Raw genomic sequence first — 16602 nt, 5'->3', positions numbered from 1 at the left:
CTGCCGTCTTAATTCACCTGCAACACACAACAAACGCTGGAGATACACATGAAGCAGCTGTCCTTGGCCCGCATGGGCGCACTGGCCCTGGCAATTTCCGCCATGTCGGGTGCCTATGCCGCCGATACCAAGTCCGTGGCCGTGACCGCCATTGTTGAACACCCCGCCCTGGATGCGGTGCGCGACGGCGTCAAGGATGCCCTGAAGGCAGCCGGCTACGAAGAAGGCAAGTCCCTGAAGTGGCAATACCAGAGTGCACAGGGCAATACCGGTACGGCTGCCCAGATCGCGCGCAAGTTCGTGGGTGACAAGCCCGATGCCATCGTCGCCATCGCCACGCCTTCCGCGCAGGCCGTGATCGCGTCGACCAAGACCGTGCCGGTCGTGTTCTCTGCCGTGACCGACCCCGTTGCCGCCAAGCTGGTCGCCAGCTGGGAACCCTCCAAGAACAATGTGACCGGCGTTTCCGACCTGCTGGCCCTGGACAAGCAGATGGATCTGGTCAAGCAGGTCGTGCCCAATGCCAAGCGCATCGGCATGGTCTACAACCCCGGTGAAGCCAACTCCGCCGTGGTCGTGAAGGAACTGCAGGCCCTGCTGCCCAAGATGGGCTGGACTCTGGTGACGGCTGCAGCTCCCCGCTCGGTGGACGTCTCCAGCGCCGCACGCTCGCTGGTAGGCAAGGTGGACGTGATCTACACCAACACCGACAACAACGTGGTGTCGGCCTACGAATCGCTGGTCAAGGTTGGCCAGGACGCCAAGATTCCTCTGGTGGCGTCTGACACCGACTCCGTCAAGCGTGGCGCCGTGGCCGCTTACGGCATCAACTACCGCGATCTGGGCGAACAGACAGGCCGCATGGTGGCGCGTATTCTCAAGGGCGAGAAGCCCGGCGACATCAAGCCCGAAGTCTCTACCAAGATGGAACTGTTCGTGAACCCCGGCGCCGCTGAAAAGCAAGGCGTGAAGCTGTCCGACGCGCTGATCAAGTCCGCCGCTACCGTGGTCAAGTAATCCACTCCCTGTCGCCAGCACTGCCGCTCTCAGGCGGTGCCAGCACAGCGGCAGGTGCCGTGGCAACATGGCCCTGCCGATTTTTTTAGACGTTTGCCGCGCCTGTCGCTCTCTCTATGTCTCTATTTTCCATCCTCGGTGCCATTGAAATTGGCCTGATCTTCAGCCTGGTGGCGCTGGGCGTCTTCATCTCCTTTCGCTTGCTGCGTTTCCCCGATCTGACGGTCGACGGCAGCTTTCCCCTTGGCGGTGCGGTGTGCGCCATTCTGATTTCCACGGGCACCAACCCCTGGCTGGCCACGCTGGCCGGCACGGCAGCCGGTGCCGTGGCGGGCTTCATCACAGGCTGGCTCAACGTCAAGCTCAAGATCATGGACCTGCTGGCCTCCATCCTGATGATGATCGGCCTGTACTCGGTCAACCTGCGCATCATGGGCGGCCCCAATGTGCCGCTGATCAACGAACCCACTCTGTTCACCATGCTGCAGCCGGCGAACATTGACGACTATGTGATGCGCCCCCTCATCATGCTGGGCTTCGTCATCGTGGCCAAGCTGGCTCTGGACTGGTTCTTTGCCACCGAACGCGGTCTGGCCATCCGCTCCACGGGCTCCAACGCCCGCATGGCCCGCGCCCAGGGCGTCAACACCGGCGCCATGATTCTGCTGGGCATGGCAATTTCCAATGGCCTGGTCGGTCTGGCCGGAGCGCTGTTCGTGCAGACGCAGGGCGGCTCCGACATCTCCATGGGCATCGGCACCATCGTCATCGGTCTGGCGGCCGTGATCGTGGGCGAAACCATCCTGCCCTCGCGCAAGATCATCTGGGCCACGCTGGCCGTGGTGCTCGGCGCCGTGGTCTACCGCTTCTTCATCGCTGCGGCCCTCAATATCGATGCCATCGGCCTCAAGGCACAGGACTTGAATCTGGTGACGGCAGTGCTGGTGACCATCGCACTGGTGATTCCGCAAATCAAGAAAAAGCTGAGCAAGCGCAAGTAAGAAGAAGGACGGCGGAGAACACCATGCTGAACGCACAAAACCTCGAACTCACCTTCAATCCCGGCACGCCGATCGAGACCCGCGCCCTGCGCGGCCTGTCGCTGTCCATCCCCGACGGTCAGTTCGTGACCGTCATCGGCTCCAACGGCGCAGGCAAGTCCACATTTCTGAACTGCGTCTCGGGCGACCAGAGCGTGGACAAGGGCAAGATCGAAATTGCCGGCATCGACATGACGCGCATGCCGGTATGGTCCCGCTCCAAGCAGGTGGCCCGCGTGTTTCAGGACCCCATGGCCGGCACCTGTGAAGACCTTTCCATCGAAGAGAACATGGCGCTGGCACACGAGCGCGGCAACCTCCGCGGCCTGTCCAAGGCAGTGAAGGCCAGCAATCGCGAGCTGTACCGCGACCGCCTGGCCACGCTGGGCCTGGGTCTGGAAAATCGCCTGACCGACCGCATCGGCCTGCTCTCGGGCGGACAGCGCCAGGCCGTGAGCCTGCTGATGGCGGCGCTGCAGCCTTCGCGCATTCTGCTGCTGGACGAACACACTGCCGCCCTGGACCCGCGCACCGCGGACTTTGTGCTGCAGTTGACGGCACGCATCGTGCAGGAAGCCAATCTGACCACCATGATGGTGACGCACAGCATGCGCCAGGCGCTGGATGTGGGCACGCGTACCGTCATGCTGCACCAGGGCAATGTGGTGCTGGACGTCAGCGGCGAAGAGCGCTCCAAAATGGACGTGCCCGACCTGCTGCATATGTTCGAGAAGGTGCGTGGCGAGAAGCTCGCGGATGACGCCTTGCTGCTCAGCTGATGGAGGCCGGACGACCTGACCGCACACAGTTCACTATCAAAAAAGAAGCTGCCAGTCCTTGATAACCATTGGCTGGCGGCTTTTTTCATCTCAAGATAGAAACTATCGACAACCAACATTGACATTTCGGCATTTATTTTTGACGAAATGCAAAATAAAACAATCAAATAGACAGAGCCCTACTGAATGCAGGCCGAGTATGAAGCCAGTCTCGCCGACGATTTGACGAAGATATAAGGATATTTTTTTGAATTTCCGATCCAGTCATTAATTCTGAAATATCAAACACTTAGATATCGATTCAAGCCATGGCGGCCCTGATCCACAGCTCACGCTGTACGGCTCATGCGCAAATCGCTCACAATCTGCACCCTATCGGAAGCCACTGAGCACGATGCATGTCATCGCCGTTCACGCTGACCGCGTTGATATCCGGGGACTCCTGATATCAGGGCGCAACAAACGGGCATGAGGCCGAGGCTTTTACCAGCCAGGACCGCCAAGGCTTCATGATCCGCAAAAAACCAATATCTCTCATGAGCGATAGCCAAGCAAAAACTGACAACGGTGGCTTGCACCGTTCCCTCAAGGCCCGACATATGTCGATGATCGCCATCGGCGGCTCCATCGGCACCGGTCTTTTTGTCGCCTCTGGCGCAACCATCTCGCAAGCAGGCCCCGGCGGCGCATTGCTGGCCTACATGATCGTGGGCCTGATGGTTTATTTCCTGATGACCAGTCTGGGCGAGATGGCCGCGCACATGCCAGTCTCCGGCTCTTTTGCCACCTATGGCGCCAAGTACGTGGATGAAGGCTTTGGCTTCGCCCTGGGCTGGAACTACTGGTACAACTGGGCCGTGACCATTGCCGTGGACCTGGTTGCGGCGCAGCTGGTGATGGCCTACTGGTTCCCCGGCACCAACGGCGTGCTGTGGAGTGCACTGTTTCTGGCACTGATGTTCGGCCTGAATGCACTGTCCGCCAAGGGCTTTGGCGAGTCCGAGTTCTGGTTTGCCGCCATCAAGGTCACAACAGTGCTGGTCTTCATCGCCATCGGCGTGCTGATGATCTTCGGTATTTTGCAAGGCGGCGCGCCTGACGGTATCTGGGGCAATATCGCCAACCTGAGCACAGGCGACGCGCCGTTTGCGGGTGGTTTTGCAGCCTTGATCGGCGTGGCCATGGTGGTGGGCTTTTCCTTCCAGGGCACGGAGCTGATCGGCATCGCTGCCGGCGAATCCGAAGATCCCGCCAAGAATGTGCCCAAGGCCGTGCGCAAGGTGTTCTGGCGCATTTTGCTGTTCTACGTCTTTGCCATCCTCATCATCGGCCTGCTGATTCCCTATACCGATCCCAAGTTGCTGCGCAACGATCTGGGCGATATCGCCGTCAGCCCCTTCACACTGGTGTTCGAACGTGCCGGCCTGCTGGGTGCCGCTGCCGTGATGAACGCCGTGGTGCTGACCTCCGTGCTGTCGGCCGGCAACTCCGGCATGTATGCCTCCACCCGCATGCTGTATGCGCTGGCCAAGCAGGGCATGGCGCCCAAGCTGTTCGCCCAGGTCAACACGCGCGGCGTGCCCGTGCTGGCATTGATCGCCACCACCGTGATTGCCGCCCTGTGCTTTCTGACCAATATCTTCAGCCCTGAAGTGGTCTACATCTGGCTGCTGAATCTGTCCGGCATGTGTGGCTTCGTCGCCTGGCTGGGCATTGCCATCAGCCACTACCGTTTCCGCAAGGGCTGCGAAGTGCAGAACTACGATATGAACCAGCTGCCTTACAAGGCAGCGGCCTTCCCCTTCGGCCCCATCTTCGCCTTTGTGCTGTGCCTGATCATCACCTTGGGCCAGAACTATGAGAACCTGATCAAGGACCAGATCGACTGGGTCGGTGCCATCGCCACCTATATCGGCCTGCCTCTCTTCCTGGTCATCTGGTTTGGCTACAAATGGGTCAAGGGCACCAAGATCGTCAAATACTCGGAAATGGATCTGAACGGCTCGCGTTAATACCTAGTCATTTTTGATCCCGCCCAAGGCAGCGCCGGCAACGGCGCTGCCTTTTTTGCGTCCTGGGCATGCCTCGAATGCCGTCGATTAGTCTCAACAGACGATTCATGTCATGACAAATATCTGAAAAATAAATGCTCACAGGCAACGGCCTGCAAGGTTTTATCACTAGGAAAACAAGAGCAATGCAACAAAAGACGATGAGCGCAGCACTGATGCTGTGCATAGGTTTGCTGAGCGCAGGAGCCGCCTGTGCCAAGGTTCCCGCCACGGAAGCCGACAAGCTGGGCAAGGAGCTGACCTGCACCGGCGCCATCAAAGCCGGCAATGCCGACGGCAGCATCCCGCCATTCACGGGCAAGATCCTGGGCGTTCCTCCCGGCGTGAAGTTCACCAAGTCCGTGGGACAGTTCCAGCCCGATATCTACGCCAACGAAAAGCCGCTGTTCGAAATCACAGCCGCCAATATGGCGCAATATGGCGACAAGCTCAGCGCCGGTCAGAAGGCGCTACTCGCCAAGTTCCCCACCACCATGCGCATTCCCGTCTATCCGGGCCACCGCGACTTCCGTTATGACGACGACATCTGCGCCGTCATCAAGCGCAATGCACTGGAAGCCGAGGTAGTCAACGATGGCAATGGAGTCAAGGGCTTCATGGGCGCTCTGCCCTTCCCCATTCCCAAGACCGGCCTGGAACTTCTCTGGAACAACCTCATGCCCAGCCGCGCCAGCACCGAAGAGGTGGAACGCGACATGGCACTGGTGGGCGCAAGCGGCGATATCGCCTGGGGCCGCACCAGCTATATCCAGCTCAGTCGTTATGACTCCAAGGAAAATCTGGGCAAGCCCAACGAAGGCAAATACGCCTATGTGACCAATTTTTCCATCCTGCCCGAGCGCGAAAAAGGCGGAGTGATTCTGTCCATCGAGCCCATGAACTTCGGCACGGACAAGCGCCTGGCCTGGAATTACGATCCCGGCACTCGCCGCGTGCGCCAGCTGCCCGAGTTCGGCTATGACCAGCCCTCCCCCGGCACCAGCGGCAAGGCGACCATCGACTCCGAGCGCCTGTTCAACGGCGGCTCCGAGCGCTACGAGTGGACCATGCACGGCAAGCGCGAGATGTTCATTCCTGCGAACACCTTCCGCATCAACCAGCAGATGAAATACGCCGATCTGCTCAAGCCAGGTCATCCCAACCCTGCCTACACCCGCTATGAACTGCGCCGCGTCTGGGTGCTGGAGGGCAAGCTCAAGCCCGGCTTCCGACACCTGTACTCCAAGCGTGTGATGTTCATCGACGAAGACACCGGCCACGCCGTCTCGGGTGACTTCTACGACGCACGCGGCCAGTTGTGGCAGCACGGTGAAATCAATTACTACTATGCCTACGACATCAAGAAATGGCACGCGGGCACATCGTTCTACTATGACCTGAATGCCGGCTCCTATGTGAGCATGAATCTGGTCCAGGAGCGCCCCAAGGCACCGATTCTGGGCAAGGACGACCTCAAGCCCAGCCAGTACACGCCCGAGGCGATTCGCAACCTGGGCAACTGATAGACAACAGGTGGCTCAGCCACTGCGCGCACCGCACCGCAAGGTGCAAAGAGAGGCCATGAGCCTCTCTTTTTTATGGCCGCTCCTGCCCCGAAACTGGAGCGCACCCCAGCATATGCGCAGGCTGCGTGCTAGGATGAAACACGGTGCCAGCATTGAAAACCATAGCAGCTGGCGTCGTTTTTTTCTTCGAGTCGATTTCAACGTGAACCTCATTCACAAGCAGCCAGCGACCCACCCGGTCGCATGGCAGGGCGCGAATCTGGCGGGCGACCCCTCCCGGACTCATCGGCCATCCGCCGACACCCTTGCCGCCATCGCTGCCATGCGGGCCCGGTTCGGACAACGCCTCGAGTCACTTTGGAACAAGGCGTCCCACTCGGCCAAGGTCGCAGCCTCGCCCTGTTTTAATCCCTGCACAACAAAGCCCGACTAAGCTTGCAGACGATTTAGTTCGCCGCAATCATGACTTCCATGCAATCCCTGGCCCGATGGCTGCCCTTTCTTAATTGGCCCAAACCGACTTTCGGCCTGCTGCGCGGTGAGTTCTGGGCCGGCTTGACCGTGGGCCTGATGTTGCTGCCCCAGGGCGTGGCTTACGCCGCGCTGGCGGGCATGCCGCTGATTACCGGCATCTATGCCTCCATCATTCCTGCTGCGGTGGCCATCCTCTTCAGTCCGTCGCCCCGCCTGGGTGTGGGGCCGACGGCGCTGAGCGCCTTGCTGATCGGCGCCTCTCTGACCGGCATGGCCGAACCGGGCTCGGCCCAGTGGGTGGTGCTCGCCGCATGGATGGCCATTCTGTCGGGCCTGGTTCAATGGAGTCTGGGCGTGGTACGTGCGGGTTGGCTGCTCAATCTGGTCACCTCGCCGGTACTGGCAGGTTTTACCCAGGCTGCTGCGCTGCTGATTCTGGCTTCGCAGCTGCCCACCCTGCTGGGCATGCGCGCTGACTGGTCCACCGTCTGGCATTCGCCGTCCATCTATCTGTTCAGCATCCAGTCCATCGCCTACGGCCTGGTCAGCATGGGCTTGCTGATGCTGGCCAAGAAATGGCGTCCTGCTTTTCCCTCGGCCATTTTCATCATCGGTCTGAGCGGGTTCATCAGCTGGCTCACGGGCTTCGCCGATGCGGGCGGAGCCGTGATCGGCCACCTGCCTGCGGGGCTGCCCAGCTTCCAATGGCCCGGCATGCTGGACTGGGAGCAGTTCGGCGCCCTCGTCATGCCCGTGCTGGTCATCTCCCTGGTCAGCTTTCTGGAAACCGCGTCCAGCGCCCAGGTCGAACATCAGCAGGCCGGCACGCGCTGGAACGAAAACCAGGATTTGATCGCCCAGGGCCTGTCCAAGATCAGCGCCGGCCTGTTCGGCAGCTTTGCCACCAGCGCATCTTTCTCACGCTCTGCCGTCAATCTGCTCGCAGGCGCCAGGACCGGCTATGCCAACGTCTTTTCCATTTTGCTGGTGGTTGTGGTCGTGCTCTGGTTCATTCCCTGGCTCTACCATGTGCCCCAGGCAACGCTGGCTGCCATCGTGATCACCGCCGTGCTCAACCTGGTCAAGCCCAGCGCGATTCTCAAGCTTTTCAGGATCTCCAAGGTCGAAGCCAGCATCAGCGTCGCCACGCTGGTGCTGACCATCGTCACCGCCCCGCGCATGTACTGGGGTGTGTTCGCAGGCATCATGCTCAGCCAGGCTTACTACCTCTATCACCATCTGCACCCGCGCATCATCGAGGTCGGCGAGCATCCCGACGGCAGCCTGCGCAGCCGTCTGCTTTGGCAATTGCCACCCCTGGCACCTGAAGTCGTGGCTCTGCGCATGGATGCAGACCTGGACTTTGCCACGGCCACGGCACTTGAGCGCTACGCGGCCGATGCACTGCAGCAAACGCCCCAGGCCAAAGACCTGGCACTGCTGATGCAGTCCATCAACAGCATAGACATCACCGGAGTCGAAACCTTTGCCCGACTGGAACGCCTGGTCGCGTTGCGCGGCGGTCTGCTGCACGTGGTGGGATTGAAGTTGCCGGCCGAGCAAAGGCTGGAACGCGCCGGACTGCTGCACAAGGAAGGCAGCCCCATCAGGCTCTATCGCACGGATGCCGACTTTCTGCGAACGCTTGGCAATTTCCCCACAGAACTGAGTCGGATCAACGCTGACGAAAAGCCTACATCCACAAAAAGCTAGGGGTCGCTGCTACACTGACGGTCATCATTGATAGTTTGTCGTGACTTCATCCGCCCCCCACCAATCCGTGTTTTTGCGCGATCTGCGCCTTGCCACCGCACACAATCTGGTGACTCGCGCGGGCGGTAGCGATAACCGTCTGCCCACTGACACTCCCACCCATTACCTGCAAGCACTCATTGATGGCTTGTGCGCACTGTCTTTGCGCGACCCCCTCACGGGGCTGGCCAACCGACGCCATTTCCGCTCCGTGATCGAGCGCGAAATCGACCGCGTGGCCCGCTCCGGAGAAACCGCACTGCTGCTGATGCTGGACATCGACCATTTCAAGCAGATCAACGACGAGCACGGTCATATCGCCGGCGATATGGTGTTGCAATCCGTGGCACAGACCCTGTCCGAAATCATTCGCCCCATGGACACCCTGGCGCGCTTCGGTGGTGAAGAATTCGCCATAGTGCTTCCGGTGTGCCCTGCGCATCAGGGCCGTGCGGTTGCCGAGCGCCTGCGCCAGGCCATCGAAAGCAACTCCATCGCTTTGTCCTCGGGCCAGTCGCTGAAGGTCACTGTGAGTATCGGCGGGGTCTACGCCCAGCAATGGATTCGCAGCACGGCGCAACTGTGGACCGAGCGTGCCGATCGCCAGCTCTACCTGGCCAAATCGGCGGGACGCAACTGCGTCTGCGTGGAGGATCCGCCCGACAGTACGGTGAGTGCCGAGGAAAAAAGCCTGCTTTTCAGCCCTTTGCCTGCCGCTTCGTTAGAGGAAAATGTCTCTGACAATACAGCACCAGACGTAAACACCGACGCCGCAAGCCAGGTCATAACGCCTTGAGACGATGGACACCTTGGCCCCTCACCCTACTTTGCCCGCTCATATATCCATGGAAGATGCCCTGCGGGCGCCTGGCCGCAACAAGCAGGCCCACATCATTGCCGTCACCAGCGGCAAAGGCGGTGTCGGCAAGACTTTCGTCTCGGCCAATCTGGCTGCTGCGCTGACGCGTCATGGCTTCAGCGTGCTGGTATTGGACGCGGACCTGGGCCTGGCCAATCTGGATGTGGTGCTCAACCTCTACCCCAAGGTCACGCTGCACGATGTGTTCACGGGTCGCTCCACGCTGGAAGATGCCATTCTGACCACGCCGGGCGGCTATTCCGTGCTGCTGGCCGGCTCGGGCATGATCGAGTACTCGCGCCTGACCCCCGAGATTCGTTCCCAGTTCATGCGCACGGTGGAGTTGCTGCGCCCGCGCTACGACATCATCCTGCTCGACACCGGTGCCGGCATCTCGGATGTGGTGCTGTTCTCCGTCTCTCTGGCAACCGAAGTGCTGGTCGTGGCCACGCCCGAGCCCACTTCGCTGACCGATGCCTACGCTGCCATCAAGGTGCTGGCCCTGCAGCAAAAGCGCCAGCAGATCCGTCTGGTCATCAACCAGGCGCAACGCCCCGGCGATGGCCGTGCCATCACGGGCCAGTTGCAGCAGGTGCTCAACCGCTTCGTGACCACCGAGTCCGGCCAGCCGCTGCAGTTGACCCACTGGGGCGATATTCCGGTCGACTCCGCCGTGCGCGAGGCCGTGATGCGCCGCCAGTTGCTGCTGCAGGCCATGCCCGGAGCACCCGCATCCCTCGCAGTGGCACAGCTGTCCAATAAAATCAAGGCAGAGCTGACGGCCCCGGTCTGAGCTGCATCACCGTCGATGCAGCAGCCGCGCGGCCGCCCCCGGATATCGACGTGGCCGACATACTCAACATCTCCTGCTACAAATTCACGCCCCTGCCCGACGCCGACCAGCTGCGCCAGACGCTGCTGGAGCGCGCAAATGACCTGAGCCTCAAGGGCACGGTGCTGCTGGCCGAAGAAGGCATCAACTTTTTCCTGGCCGGCCCTGCCCAGGCCGTTCGCGGCTTTGTGGACCAGCTCAAGCAAGACCCGCGTTTTGCCGACCTGGCTCCCAAGGAAAGCTGGTCCGAGACCGTGCCCTTTCGCAAAATGCTGGTCAAGGTCAAGAACGAGATCATCCGCATGGATCATCCCGCCATTCGACCCGCCCATGGCCGTGCGCCATCGGTCAGCCCGGCCACGCTGCGCCGCTGGCTGGAGCAAGGCCATGACGACGAGGGCCGCGAGGTGGTGACGCTGGACACGCGCAACGACTACGAAGTGGACGAAGGTGCGTTCGCCGGCACAATCGACTGGCGCCTGAGCAAGTTCACCGAATTCCCGCCCGCACTGCGCCAGCACAAGGACGAATTCGCCGGCAAGACCGTCGTCAGCTATTGCACTGGCGGTATCCGCTGCGAAAAGGCCGCCATCCTCATGCAGGACGAAGGCATCGAAAACGTCTACCAGCTCGAAGGCGGCATCCTCAAATATTTCGAGGAGACCGACGGCAAGTTCTACGACGGCGGCTGCTTCGTCTTTGACGGTCGCGACTCGTTGGGCACCGATCTGTCGCGCACCGAGCTGGTTCACCCCCGCCCCATCAAAAAGCATCTGATGGAACAGGACGCGGAGTAAGCAGCGCCAAGATGGCGCTCAACGCCACTATCAAAAACTAAGCGGCTAGCGCTGGCTCAGGCTAAGTTTCAGAAACATTCATCTCTGAAACCCCTGCAGGGCCATCGCTAGCCGCTTTGAATTGGATAGCACCCAACTTAGCCGAACGCTTATCTGGCCCAGCGTGCTGCAGCCTTGGCCACGCGCTCGCCAAACTGGCGTGCGGTTTCCAGATCACCGCCGGCCATCTCGCCGGCCGATGAATCAGAGGGTGACTGCGCCATGGCACCACAGAAACTGCCCATCCAGTTCACATCGTTGCGCTGGGCGGCCTTGGTATTCGAAGGCAGCAGGCCCAGTCCCACCCACACGCCGCCATGCTGCATGGCCAGGTGGTAGAAATAATCGAGCGTGACCTGCTTGTCGCCCTGCACGCTCGCGCTGTTGGTAAAGCCGGCAAACAGCTTGTCCTTCCAGGCTTGGGCAAACCAGGCCTTGGACGAGGCATCGGCAAATTTCTTGAATTGCCAGCTCGGAGCGGCCATATAAGTCGGCGCGCCGAAGACGATGGCATCGGCCGCGGCCAACTGCTCCCAGCCGCCCTCGGGCAGATTGCCATCGGCGTCGATGGCCAGCAACTGTGCGCCCGCGCCCTGGGCCACGGATTGCGCCATGCGCTGGGTATGGCCGTAGCCGGAGTGGTAGACCACAACGATATTGCTCATGATTTCTTCTTTCCTGCTTGCATCGGCGCGGCCATCCGCCGCGCCATCCTGTATCTGTACCAAATAAAGGCCCGCCGGATTGACACCCGGCGGGCCTTGTCTTGCGAGAGCGCGCTAGCTTATCAAAGCTATGACCGCTTGCGCACTTTCAGCTTGTGCTCTTCATGCTTCAGCCTTTGCGGCCGTCCACGCTCCAGGCGCCTGCCCCATGGGCGGCGTAGCCAAGCAGGCCCCCGACCACGGCGATGTTCTTCCAGAACAGCAACTGCTGCATCATGGCGGCCTCTGCGGGCACGCCCCAGAAGTTATGGAAGAAGAAGCTGGCGATCAGCGTGAAAAATCCCAGGATCAAGGCCGCGCAGCGCGTGTGCCAACCCAGCAATATGGCCAGACCGCCCACGATCTCGATCACCAGGCCCACCGCCACCGCTACCTGAGGCATGGGCATGCCCGCCGATGCGGCATAACCCACGGTGCCCGCAAAGCCACTGATTTTCTGAATGCCTGCTGGCAGAAACAGCAGGGCAATCAGCACACGGCCCACCAGGTCCAGAGGATTTCGCAATTGATTCAACATTTAAACTCCAGTCATTGCGACCCAGGGCCGCGTTGGTTCATATCAGTACAAGCCTTGAAATCGTCAGACTCAAGGTTCCAGGTCAAACACCAGAACTTCCGCAGCCCGGCCATTGGCAAGGCGCAGGCGCTCCTCATTTTCAATAAGTGCAGCGTCGCCGCTTGTCAGCTTTTGTCCATTCACGTCCAGCTCGCCACGCACCAGGTGCACATAGGTCTTGCGACCGGCTGGCAGGGCCACATCGGCAGCCTCTTCTGCATCGAACAGACCGGCATACAAGCGTGCATCGGCATTCATGGGAACCGAGCCCTCGGCACCGTCAGGTGAAGCCACCAGACACAGACGTCCACGCTTTTGCGCCTCGCTGAATGTCTTCTGGGCATAGCCTGGCTCGATACCCGTCCGTGCGGGCAGCAGCCAGATCTGCAGAAAGTGCGTGGTCTGCTCCTTGGCATAGTTCTGCTCGCTGTGCACCACCCCGGAGCCCGCGCTCATGCGCTGCACCTCTCCAGGCAGGATGGGAGTTTCATTGCCCATGCTGTCCTTGTGCGAGAGCGCACCTTCGAGCACATAGCTGATGATTTCCATATCGCGGTGGCCGTGCGAGCCAAAGCCTGTGCCGGGGGCAATCCGGTCTTCGTTGATCACGCGCAGATTGCCGAACCCCATATGGCGCGGGTCGTAGTAACCGGCAAACGAAAAGCTGTGATAGGACTTGAGCCAGCCGTGGTCGGCGTAGCCGCGTTCCTGGGATTTGCGCAGAGTCATCATGGTGTGCTTCCTTTCGTTCAAGTGACTGTCTCTATGGGCTCTACTGTAGAAGTCACCTGCCAGGCTGTGGCTGAACGGCGTTGATGGCATCATTCAAACTGTTTGAATCATCAATCTCACCATGCCCAGCTCCCGCGATGTGCTCACCCCCGACAGCCTGGCCATGCTGCAGGCCATTGCCGAAACCGGCAGCTTTGCCGCCGCTGCGCGCTCCCTGGGCCTGGTGCCCAGTGCGCTGACCTACCGCGTGCGCCAGATCGAAGATGCGCTCGATGTGCTGCTGTTTGACCGCAGCTCGCGCCATGCCCAGGCCACGGAGGCCGGCCAGGCCCTGCTGCGCGAAGGCGCCCGCCTGCTGCAGGAGATCGATGCCGTGGCGCACCGCGTCAAGCGCGTGGCCACGGGCTGGGAGCCGCAGCTGACCATCGTCATCGACGGGGCCGTGGCCAGCACGCCCATCTTCGAGCTGGTCGAAGCCTTTTATGCGCTGACTCCGCCCACGACACTCAAGCTGCGTGACGGCATTCTCAATGGCACGCTGGAAGTGCTGACCAGCGGCCATGCCGATCTGGCCATTGGCGTGGCGGTCAACACCAGCAATGTCTCAGAGCTGCAGACGCGCGAAATCGGGGAGATTGATTTCGTCTTCGCCGTCGCGCCGCACCACCCTCTGGCCAGACTCGACGAGCCGCTGTCCGACGAGTTGCTGCTGCGCCATCGCATGGTGGCCGTGGCCGACTCCGGCGTGCGCACCAACACCAGCTTTGGCCTGGTCAACGGCCAGGACGTGCTCACCGTGGACAGCATGCAGGCCAAGCTGGAGGCCCAGATACGCGGCATTGGCGCCGGCTTTCTGCCACGCGGCATGGTGCAGGCCTATCTGGATGCCGGCCTGCTGGTCACAAGACAGGTGCAGCGCGCCAGTCGCAATCTGCGCCTGCACTATGCATGGCCCGGCCCCGCCCACCGCACGCCTGGACGTGCCCTCCAGTGGTGGCTGACGCAACTGGAAAGCCCCGCCACGCGCAAGGCGCTTATGGAAAACCATCACCGTCAATAAGCTGCTGCGCGTCGCAGCCATCACGCGGGAGGTGTAGAGTGAGTTGCGCTGCAATTCAGCACAAGCAGCACTTGCTATCTTTTGGATAGCTGCTACGCTAGAACTCAAACGGTGTCGAAAAGGCTTTTTCATGAATGCTTCCCGCACTCGCGCGTCCGCAACTGCCTCCGCTTCTTCCCCCTCCCCGCATACCGGTGCAAAGCGCATTGCCGTCATCGGCGCGGGCATTGCAGGTCTGGCCTGTGCCCGCACGCTGATGCAGGCCGGGCACGACGTCCATGTCTATGAGCGCCTGACCCAGGCCGGCGGACGCATGCGCTCGGTCAGCGGCCCCTATGGCAGCTTTGACATCGGGGCCCAGTTCTTCACCGTACGCGACCCGCGCTTTCAGCAAGTGCTGGACACCACGCCCGGCAATCTGCGCGCCTGGAGCCTGAACAGCGTGCAGACCCGCAACGCCCAGGGCCGCAGAGTCGACAAGCACACGCCGGTGCGCGAGACCCACTGGGTCGGCATGCCCGATATGCAATCGCTGCCACTGGCCTGGGCAGCGCCGCTATGGGATGCCGGACGCCTGCATCTGGGCCAGTCCCTGCGCGCCATGAGCCACCACATTGCCAGCGGCAGCAACCACAGCCGCCACCAATGGTCCCTGATGCTGGATACCGAAGACCACGGCCCGCAGATTGCTGCCGACTTCGATGCCGTGGTGCTGGCCGTGCCGGCGCCCGTGGCCGCGCAGCTGCTGCAGACCGCACCGCAGGGGGCGGCCCTGGCCAGGACCCTGGCCCCTGTGGAAATGGCCCCCTGCTGGGCCATGACGCTGTCCTACCCCATGGCCGCGCAGGCCGGACTGACCACACTGGGCCCGCAGTGGAATGCCGCACGCAGCACGCATGAGCGCGTTGCCTGGGTGGCCCGCGAGTCCTCCAAACCCGGCCGCGCCCAGACCGAGCGCTGGACGATTCATGCCAACCCGCTGTGGTCCAACGAGCACCGCCACGACGACGCCACGCGCGTGCTTGCCAAGCTGCAAAAGGCCTTCGGCGAGATCACGGGCATCCGCGTTGCGCCGCGCCATGCCAGCGTCTACCTCTGGCAGCATGCCCAGACGCTGGCGCCCCTGGGCAGGCCGTTCAGCCACGATCCCTCGGTCGGCCTGAGCCTGTGCGGGGACTGGTGCATAGGCATGCGGGTGGAAGACGCTTTTGTCTCGGGTCTGGAAATGGGGCTGGCCCTGGCCTGAGCCAACTGCGCGCAGTCAAGGGGCGTAAGATGGCGTCCCTCATGACTGCGGCCCTCTCCCGTTCCTCCTCCAGCGCTCCCTGCACGGGGCCATATATCGGGCGCTTTGCGCCCTCTCCCACCGGGCCGCTGCATGCCGGCTCTCTGGTCGCGGCACTGGCCAGCTGGCTGGATGCACGCGCCCACCACGGACGCTGGCTGATTCGCATCGAAGACATCGATCCGCCACGCTGCCAGGTTGGTGCCGACCAGGAAATCCTGCGCCAACTGGCCGCCTGCGGCCTGCACTCCGATGCCCCCGTGGTCTGGCAGTCGCAGCGCCATGCACTCTATGAAAAAGCGCTGCAACAGCTGCAGGCGCAAAAAATGGCCTACCCCTGCGGCTGCACGCGCAAGGACATCGAAGCCGCCTGGCTGGCACAGGGGCTGACTCACGAGCGCCATGTGGAGCGGCCCTACCCCGGCACCTGCCGTCATGGCCTGCAAGGCAAGCCTGCCAGAGCCTGGCGCTTTGCGCTGGAGCAGCAGGTACATGACTTACAAGAGAATCAACCCGAAACACTCTATCAACAAGCGCAAGCAGCTACGCAAAGCATAGCAATCGGGCACTCTTGCCTGGAAAGCAAGCGCCCCATGCTGCACTGGCAGGACCAGCGTCTGGGCGCCCTGCAGCAAAACCTGCTCGCCAGCGTGGGCGACTTTGTGCTGCGCCGAGCGGACGGGCTCTGGGCCTACCAGCTGGCCGTGGTCGTCGACGATGCCGAGCAAGGCATCACCGATGTGGTGCGCGGCGAAGACCTGGCCGACAACACCCCTCGCCAGATCGTGCTGCAACACGCCCTGGGCCTGACCCAGCCGCGCTATCTGCACACGCCGCTGGTCTGCATGGAAAACGGAGAAAAGCTCTCCAAACAGCATGGCGCACCCGCCGTGGATGTCAGCCAGCCGCTGGCCGTGCTGTCTGGCGCGGCGCAGCAGCTCGGCCTGCCACAAGCGCCCGCAGCCGCATCCTCCAGCAGCGAAAGCCCCGCAAGCGCCTTGCCTTTGGCGCTGGACTTCTGGGTCCGGTGCTGGCGCCAAACCTACAATATCGCCCCGTGACTTCTTCAAATCCAACA

The 16602-nt window shown here is 61.6% G+C and carries 16 protein-coding genes; 13 read left to right on the top strand and 3 right to left on the bottom strand.

All coding sequences use genetic code 11. The features are described from left to right. Positions 1 to 48: 48 nt before the first annotated feature. From AAIL66_RS19905 to AAIL66_RS19860, 10 genes are all read left to right on the top strand, one after another. Entirely contained in the window at positions 49 to 1017 is a 969-nt protein-coding gene (locus tag AAIL66_RS19905; protein ID WP_034355528.1) for an ABC transporter substrate-binding protein, read from the top strand. Between the two features lie 116 nt (positions 1018 to 1133). Further along, the gene (locus AAIL66_RS19900) at positions 1134 to 2018 is read left to right on the top strand and encodes an ABC transporter permease (RefSeq protein ID WP_003054767.1); all 885 of its coding nucleotides are present in this window, start codon (positions 1134 to 1136) and stop codon (positions 2016 to 2018) included. A gap of 23 nt (positions 2019 to 2041) precedes the next feature. After that, positions 2042 to 2836 carry an ABC transporter ATP-binding protein gene (locus AAIL66_RS19895; protein ID WP_003064901.1) on the top strand — a complete coding sequence of 265 codons (795 nt, stop codon included), beginning with the start codon at positions 2042 to 2044 and terminating at the stop codon, positions 2834 to 2836. A 536-nt stretch (positions 2837 to 3372) separates the two neighbouring features. Next, entirely contained in the window at positions 3373 to 4848 is a 1476-nt protein-coding gene (locus tag AAIL66_RS19890; RefSeq protein ID WP_034361973.1) for an amino acid permease, read from the top strand. A gap of 185 nt (positions 4849 to 5033) precedes the next feature. Then, complete coding sequence (locus AAIL66_RS19885) at positions 5034 to 6410, top strand: DUF1329 domain-containing protein (protein ID WP_034379410.1); 1377 nt, start codon at positions 5034 to 5036, stop codon at positions 6408 to 6410. Positions 6411 to 6468: 58 nt separating this feature from the next. Then, entirely contained in the window at positions 6469 to 6846 is a 378-nt protein-coding gene (locus tag AAIL66_RS19880) for a hypothetical protein (protein WP_343497554.1), read from the top strand. A 38-nt stretch (positions 6847 to 6884) separates the two neighbouring features. Continuing rightward, positions 6885 to 8600 (top strand): SulP family inorganic anion transporter, encoded by a 1716-nt coding sequence (locus AAIL66_RS19875; protein ID WP_034355603.1) that lies wholly within the window; start codon positions 6885 to 6887, stop codon positions 8598 to 8600. Between the two features lie 40 nt (positions 8601 to 8640). Then, positions 8641 to 9435, top strand: coding sequence for a GGDEF domain-containing protein (locus AAIL66_RS19870; protein WP_051517656.1), 795 nt, complete (start codon positions 8641 to 8643; stop codon positions 9433 to 9435). Between the two features lie 49 nt (positions 9436 to 9484). Then, positions 9485 to 10291, top strand: coding sequence for a MinD/ParA family protein (locus AAIL66_RS19865; protein WP_034355541.1), 807 nt, complete (start codon positions 9485 to 9487; stop codon positions 10289 to 10291). Positions 10292 to 10341: 50 nt separating this feature from the next. Then, complete coding sequence (locus tag AAIL66_RS19860) at positions 10342 to 11127, top strand: sulfurtransferase (RefSeq protein WP_343497553.1); 786 nt, start codon at positions 10342 to 10344, stop codon at positions 11125 to 11127. Between the two features lie 149 nt (positions 11128 to 11276). Here the strand turns inward: AAIL66_RS19860 and AAIL66_RS19855 are convergent, their stop codons facing one another. The 3 genes from AAIL66_RS19855 to AAIL66_RS19845 form a co-directional block, all read right to left on the bottom strand. Continuing rightward, entirely contained in the window at positions 11277 to 11831 is a 555-nt protein-coding gene (locus tag AAIL66_RS19855) for a flavodoxin family protein (RefSeq protein ID WP_034355547.1), read from the bottom strand. A 169-nt stretch (positions 11832 to 12000) separates the two neighbouring features. Continuing rightward, positions 12001 to 12408: a DoxX family protein gene (locus AAIL66_RS19850; RefSeq protein ID WP_012838442.1), complete on the bottom strand. Its 408-nt coding sequence runs from the start codon at positions 12406 to 12408 to the stop codon at positions 12001 to 12003. Between the two features lie 69 nt (positions 12409 to 12477). Then, positions 12478 to 13179, bottom strand: coding sequence for a pirin family protein (locus AAIL66_RS19845; RefSeq protein WP_003064881.1), 702 nt, complete (start codon positions 13177 to 13179; stop codon positions 12478 to 12480). A 121-nt stretch (positions 13180 to 13300) separates the two neighbouring features. On the opposite strand from AAIL66_RS19845, the gene AAIL66_RS19840 reads away from it, so the two are divergent. The 3 genes from AAIL66_RS19840 to gluQRS all read left to right on the top strand — a co-directional run bounded on the left by AAIL66_RS19840 (position 13301) and on the right by gluQRS (position 16585). Further along, entirely contained in the window at positions 13301 to 14239 is a 939-nt protein-coding gene (locus AAIL66_RS19840; RefSeq protein ID WP_343497552.1) for a LysR family transcriptional regulator, read from the top strand. A 130-nt stretch (positions 14240 to 14369) separates the two neighbouring features. Further along, positions 14370 to 15485 (top strand): FAD-dependent oxidoreductase, encoded by a 1116-nt coding sequence (locus AAIL66_RS19835; protein ID WP_034379415.1) that lies wholly within the window; start codon positions 14370 to 14372, stop codon positions 15483 to 15485. A gap of 41 nt (positions 15486 to 15526) precedes the next feature. After that, a complete protein-coding gene (gluQRS, locus tag AAIL66_RS19830; RefSeq protein WP_343497551.1) occupies positions 15527 to 16585 on the top strand; it encodes a tRNA glutamyl-Q(34) synthetase GluQRS in 1059 nt (352 codons plus the stop codon). Positions 16586 to 16602: the final 17 nt, after the last annotated feature.

It is taken from the genome of Comamonas sp. F1-6 (assembly GCF_039581415.1).
Classification (GTDB): Bacteria; Pseudomonadota; Gammaproteobacteria; order Burkholderiales; family Burkholderiaceae_C; genus Comamonas; species Comamonas thiooxydans.
This window is presented reverse-complemented; position numbering and strand designations above follow the sequence as displayed.

Coding starts and splice junctions, on each gene's coding strand:
- gluQRS (WP_343497551.1), top strand. CDS start 15,527: ATGACTGCGGCCCTCTCCCGTTCCTCCTCCAGCGCTCCCTGCACGGGG.
- AAIL66_RS19865 (WP_034355541.1), top strand. CDS start 9,485: ATGGAAGATGCCCTGCGGGCGCCTGGCCGCAACAAGCAGGCCCACATC.
- AAIL66_RS19855 (WP_034355547.1), bottom strand. CDS start 11,831: ATGAGCAATATCGTTGTGGTCTACCACTCCGGCTACGGCCATACCCAG.
- AAIL66_RS19885 (WP_034379410.1), top strand. CDS start 5,034: ATGCAACAAAAGACGATGAGCGCAGCACTGATGCTGTGCATAGGTTTG.
- AAIL66_RS19840 (WP_343497552.1), top strand. CDS start 13,301: ATGCCCAGCTCCCGCGATGTGCTCACCCCCGACAGCCTGGCCATGCTG.
- AAIL66_RS19850 (WP_012838442.1), bottom strand. CDS start 12,408: ATGTTGAATCAATTGCGAAATCCTCTGGACCTGGTGGGCCGTGTGCTG.
- AAIL66_RS19845 (WP_003064881.1), bottom strand. CDS start 13,179: ATGATGACTCTGCGCAAATCCCAGGAACGCGGCTACGCCGACCACGGC.
- AAIL66_RS19905 (WP_034355528.1), top strand. CDS start 49: ATGAAGCAGCTGTCCTTGGCCCGCATGGGCGCACTGGCCCTGGCAATT.
- AAIL66_RS19900 (WP_003054767.1), top strand. CDS start 1,134: ATGTCTCTATTTTCCATCCTCGGTGCCATTGAAATTGGCCTGATCTTC.
- AAIL66_RS19880 (WP_343497554.1), top strand. CDS start 6,469: ATGAGCCTCTCTTTTTTATGGCCGCTCCTGCCCCGAAACTGGAGCGCA.
- AAIL66_RS19890 (WP_034361973.1), top strand. CDS start 3,373: ATGAGCGATAGCCAAGCAAAAACTGACAACGGTGGCTTGCACCGTTCC.
- AAIL66_RS19875 (WP_034355603.1), top strand. CDS start 6,885: ATGCAATCCCTGGCCCGATGGCTGCCCTTTCTTAATTGGCCCAAACCG.
- AAIL66_RS19835 (WP_034379415.1), top strand. CDS start 14,370: ATGAATGCTTCCCGCACTCGCGCGTCCGCAACTGCCTCCGCTTCTTCC.
- AAIL66_RS19895 (WP_003064901.1), top strand. CDS start 2,042: ATGCTGAACGCACAAAACCTCGAACTCACCTTCAATCCCGGCACGCCG.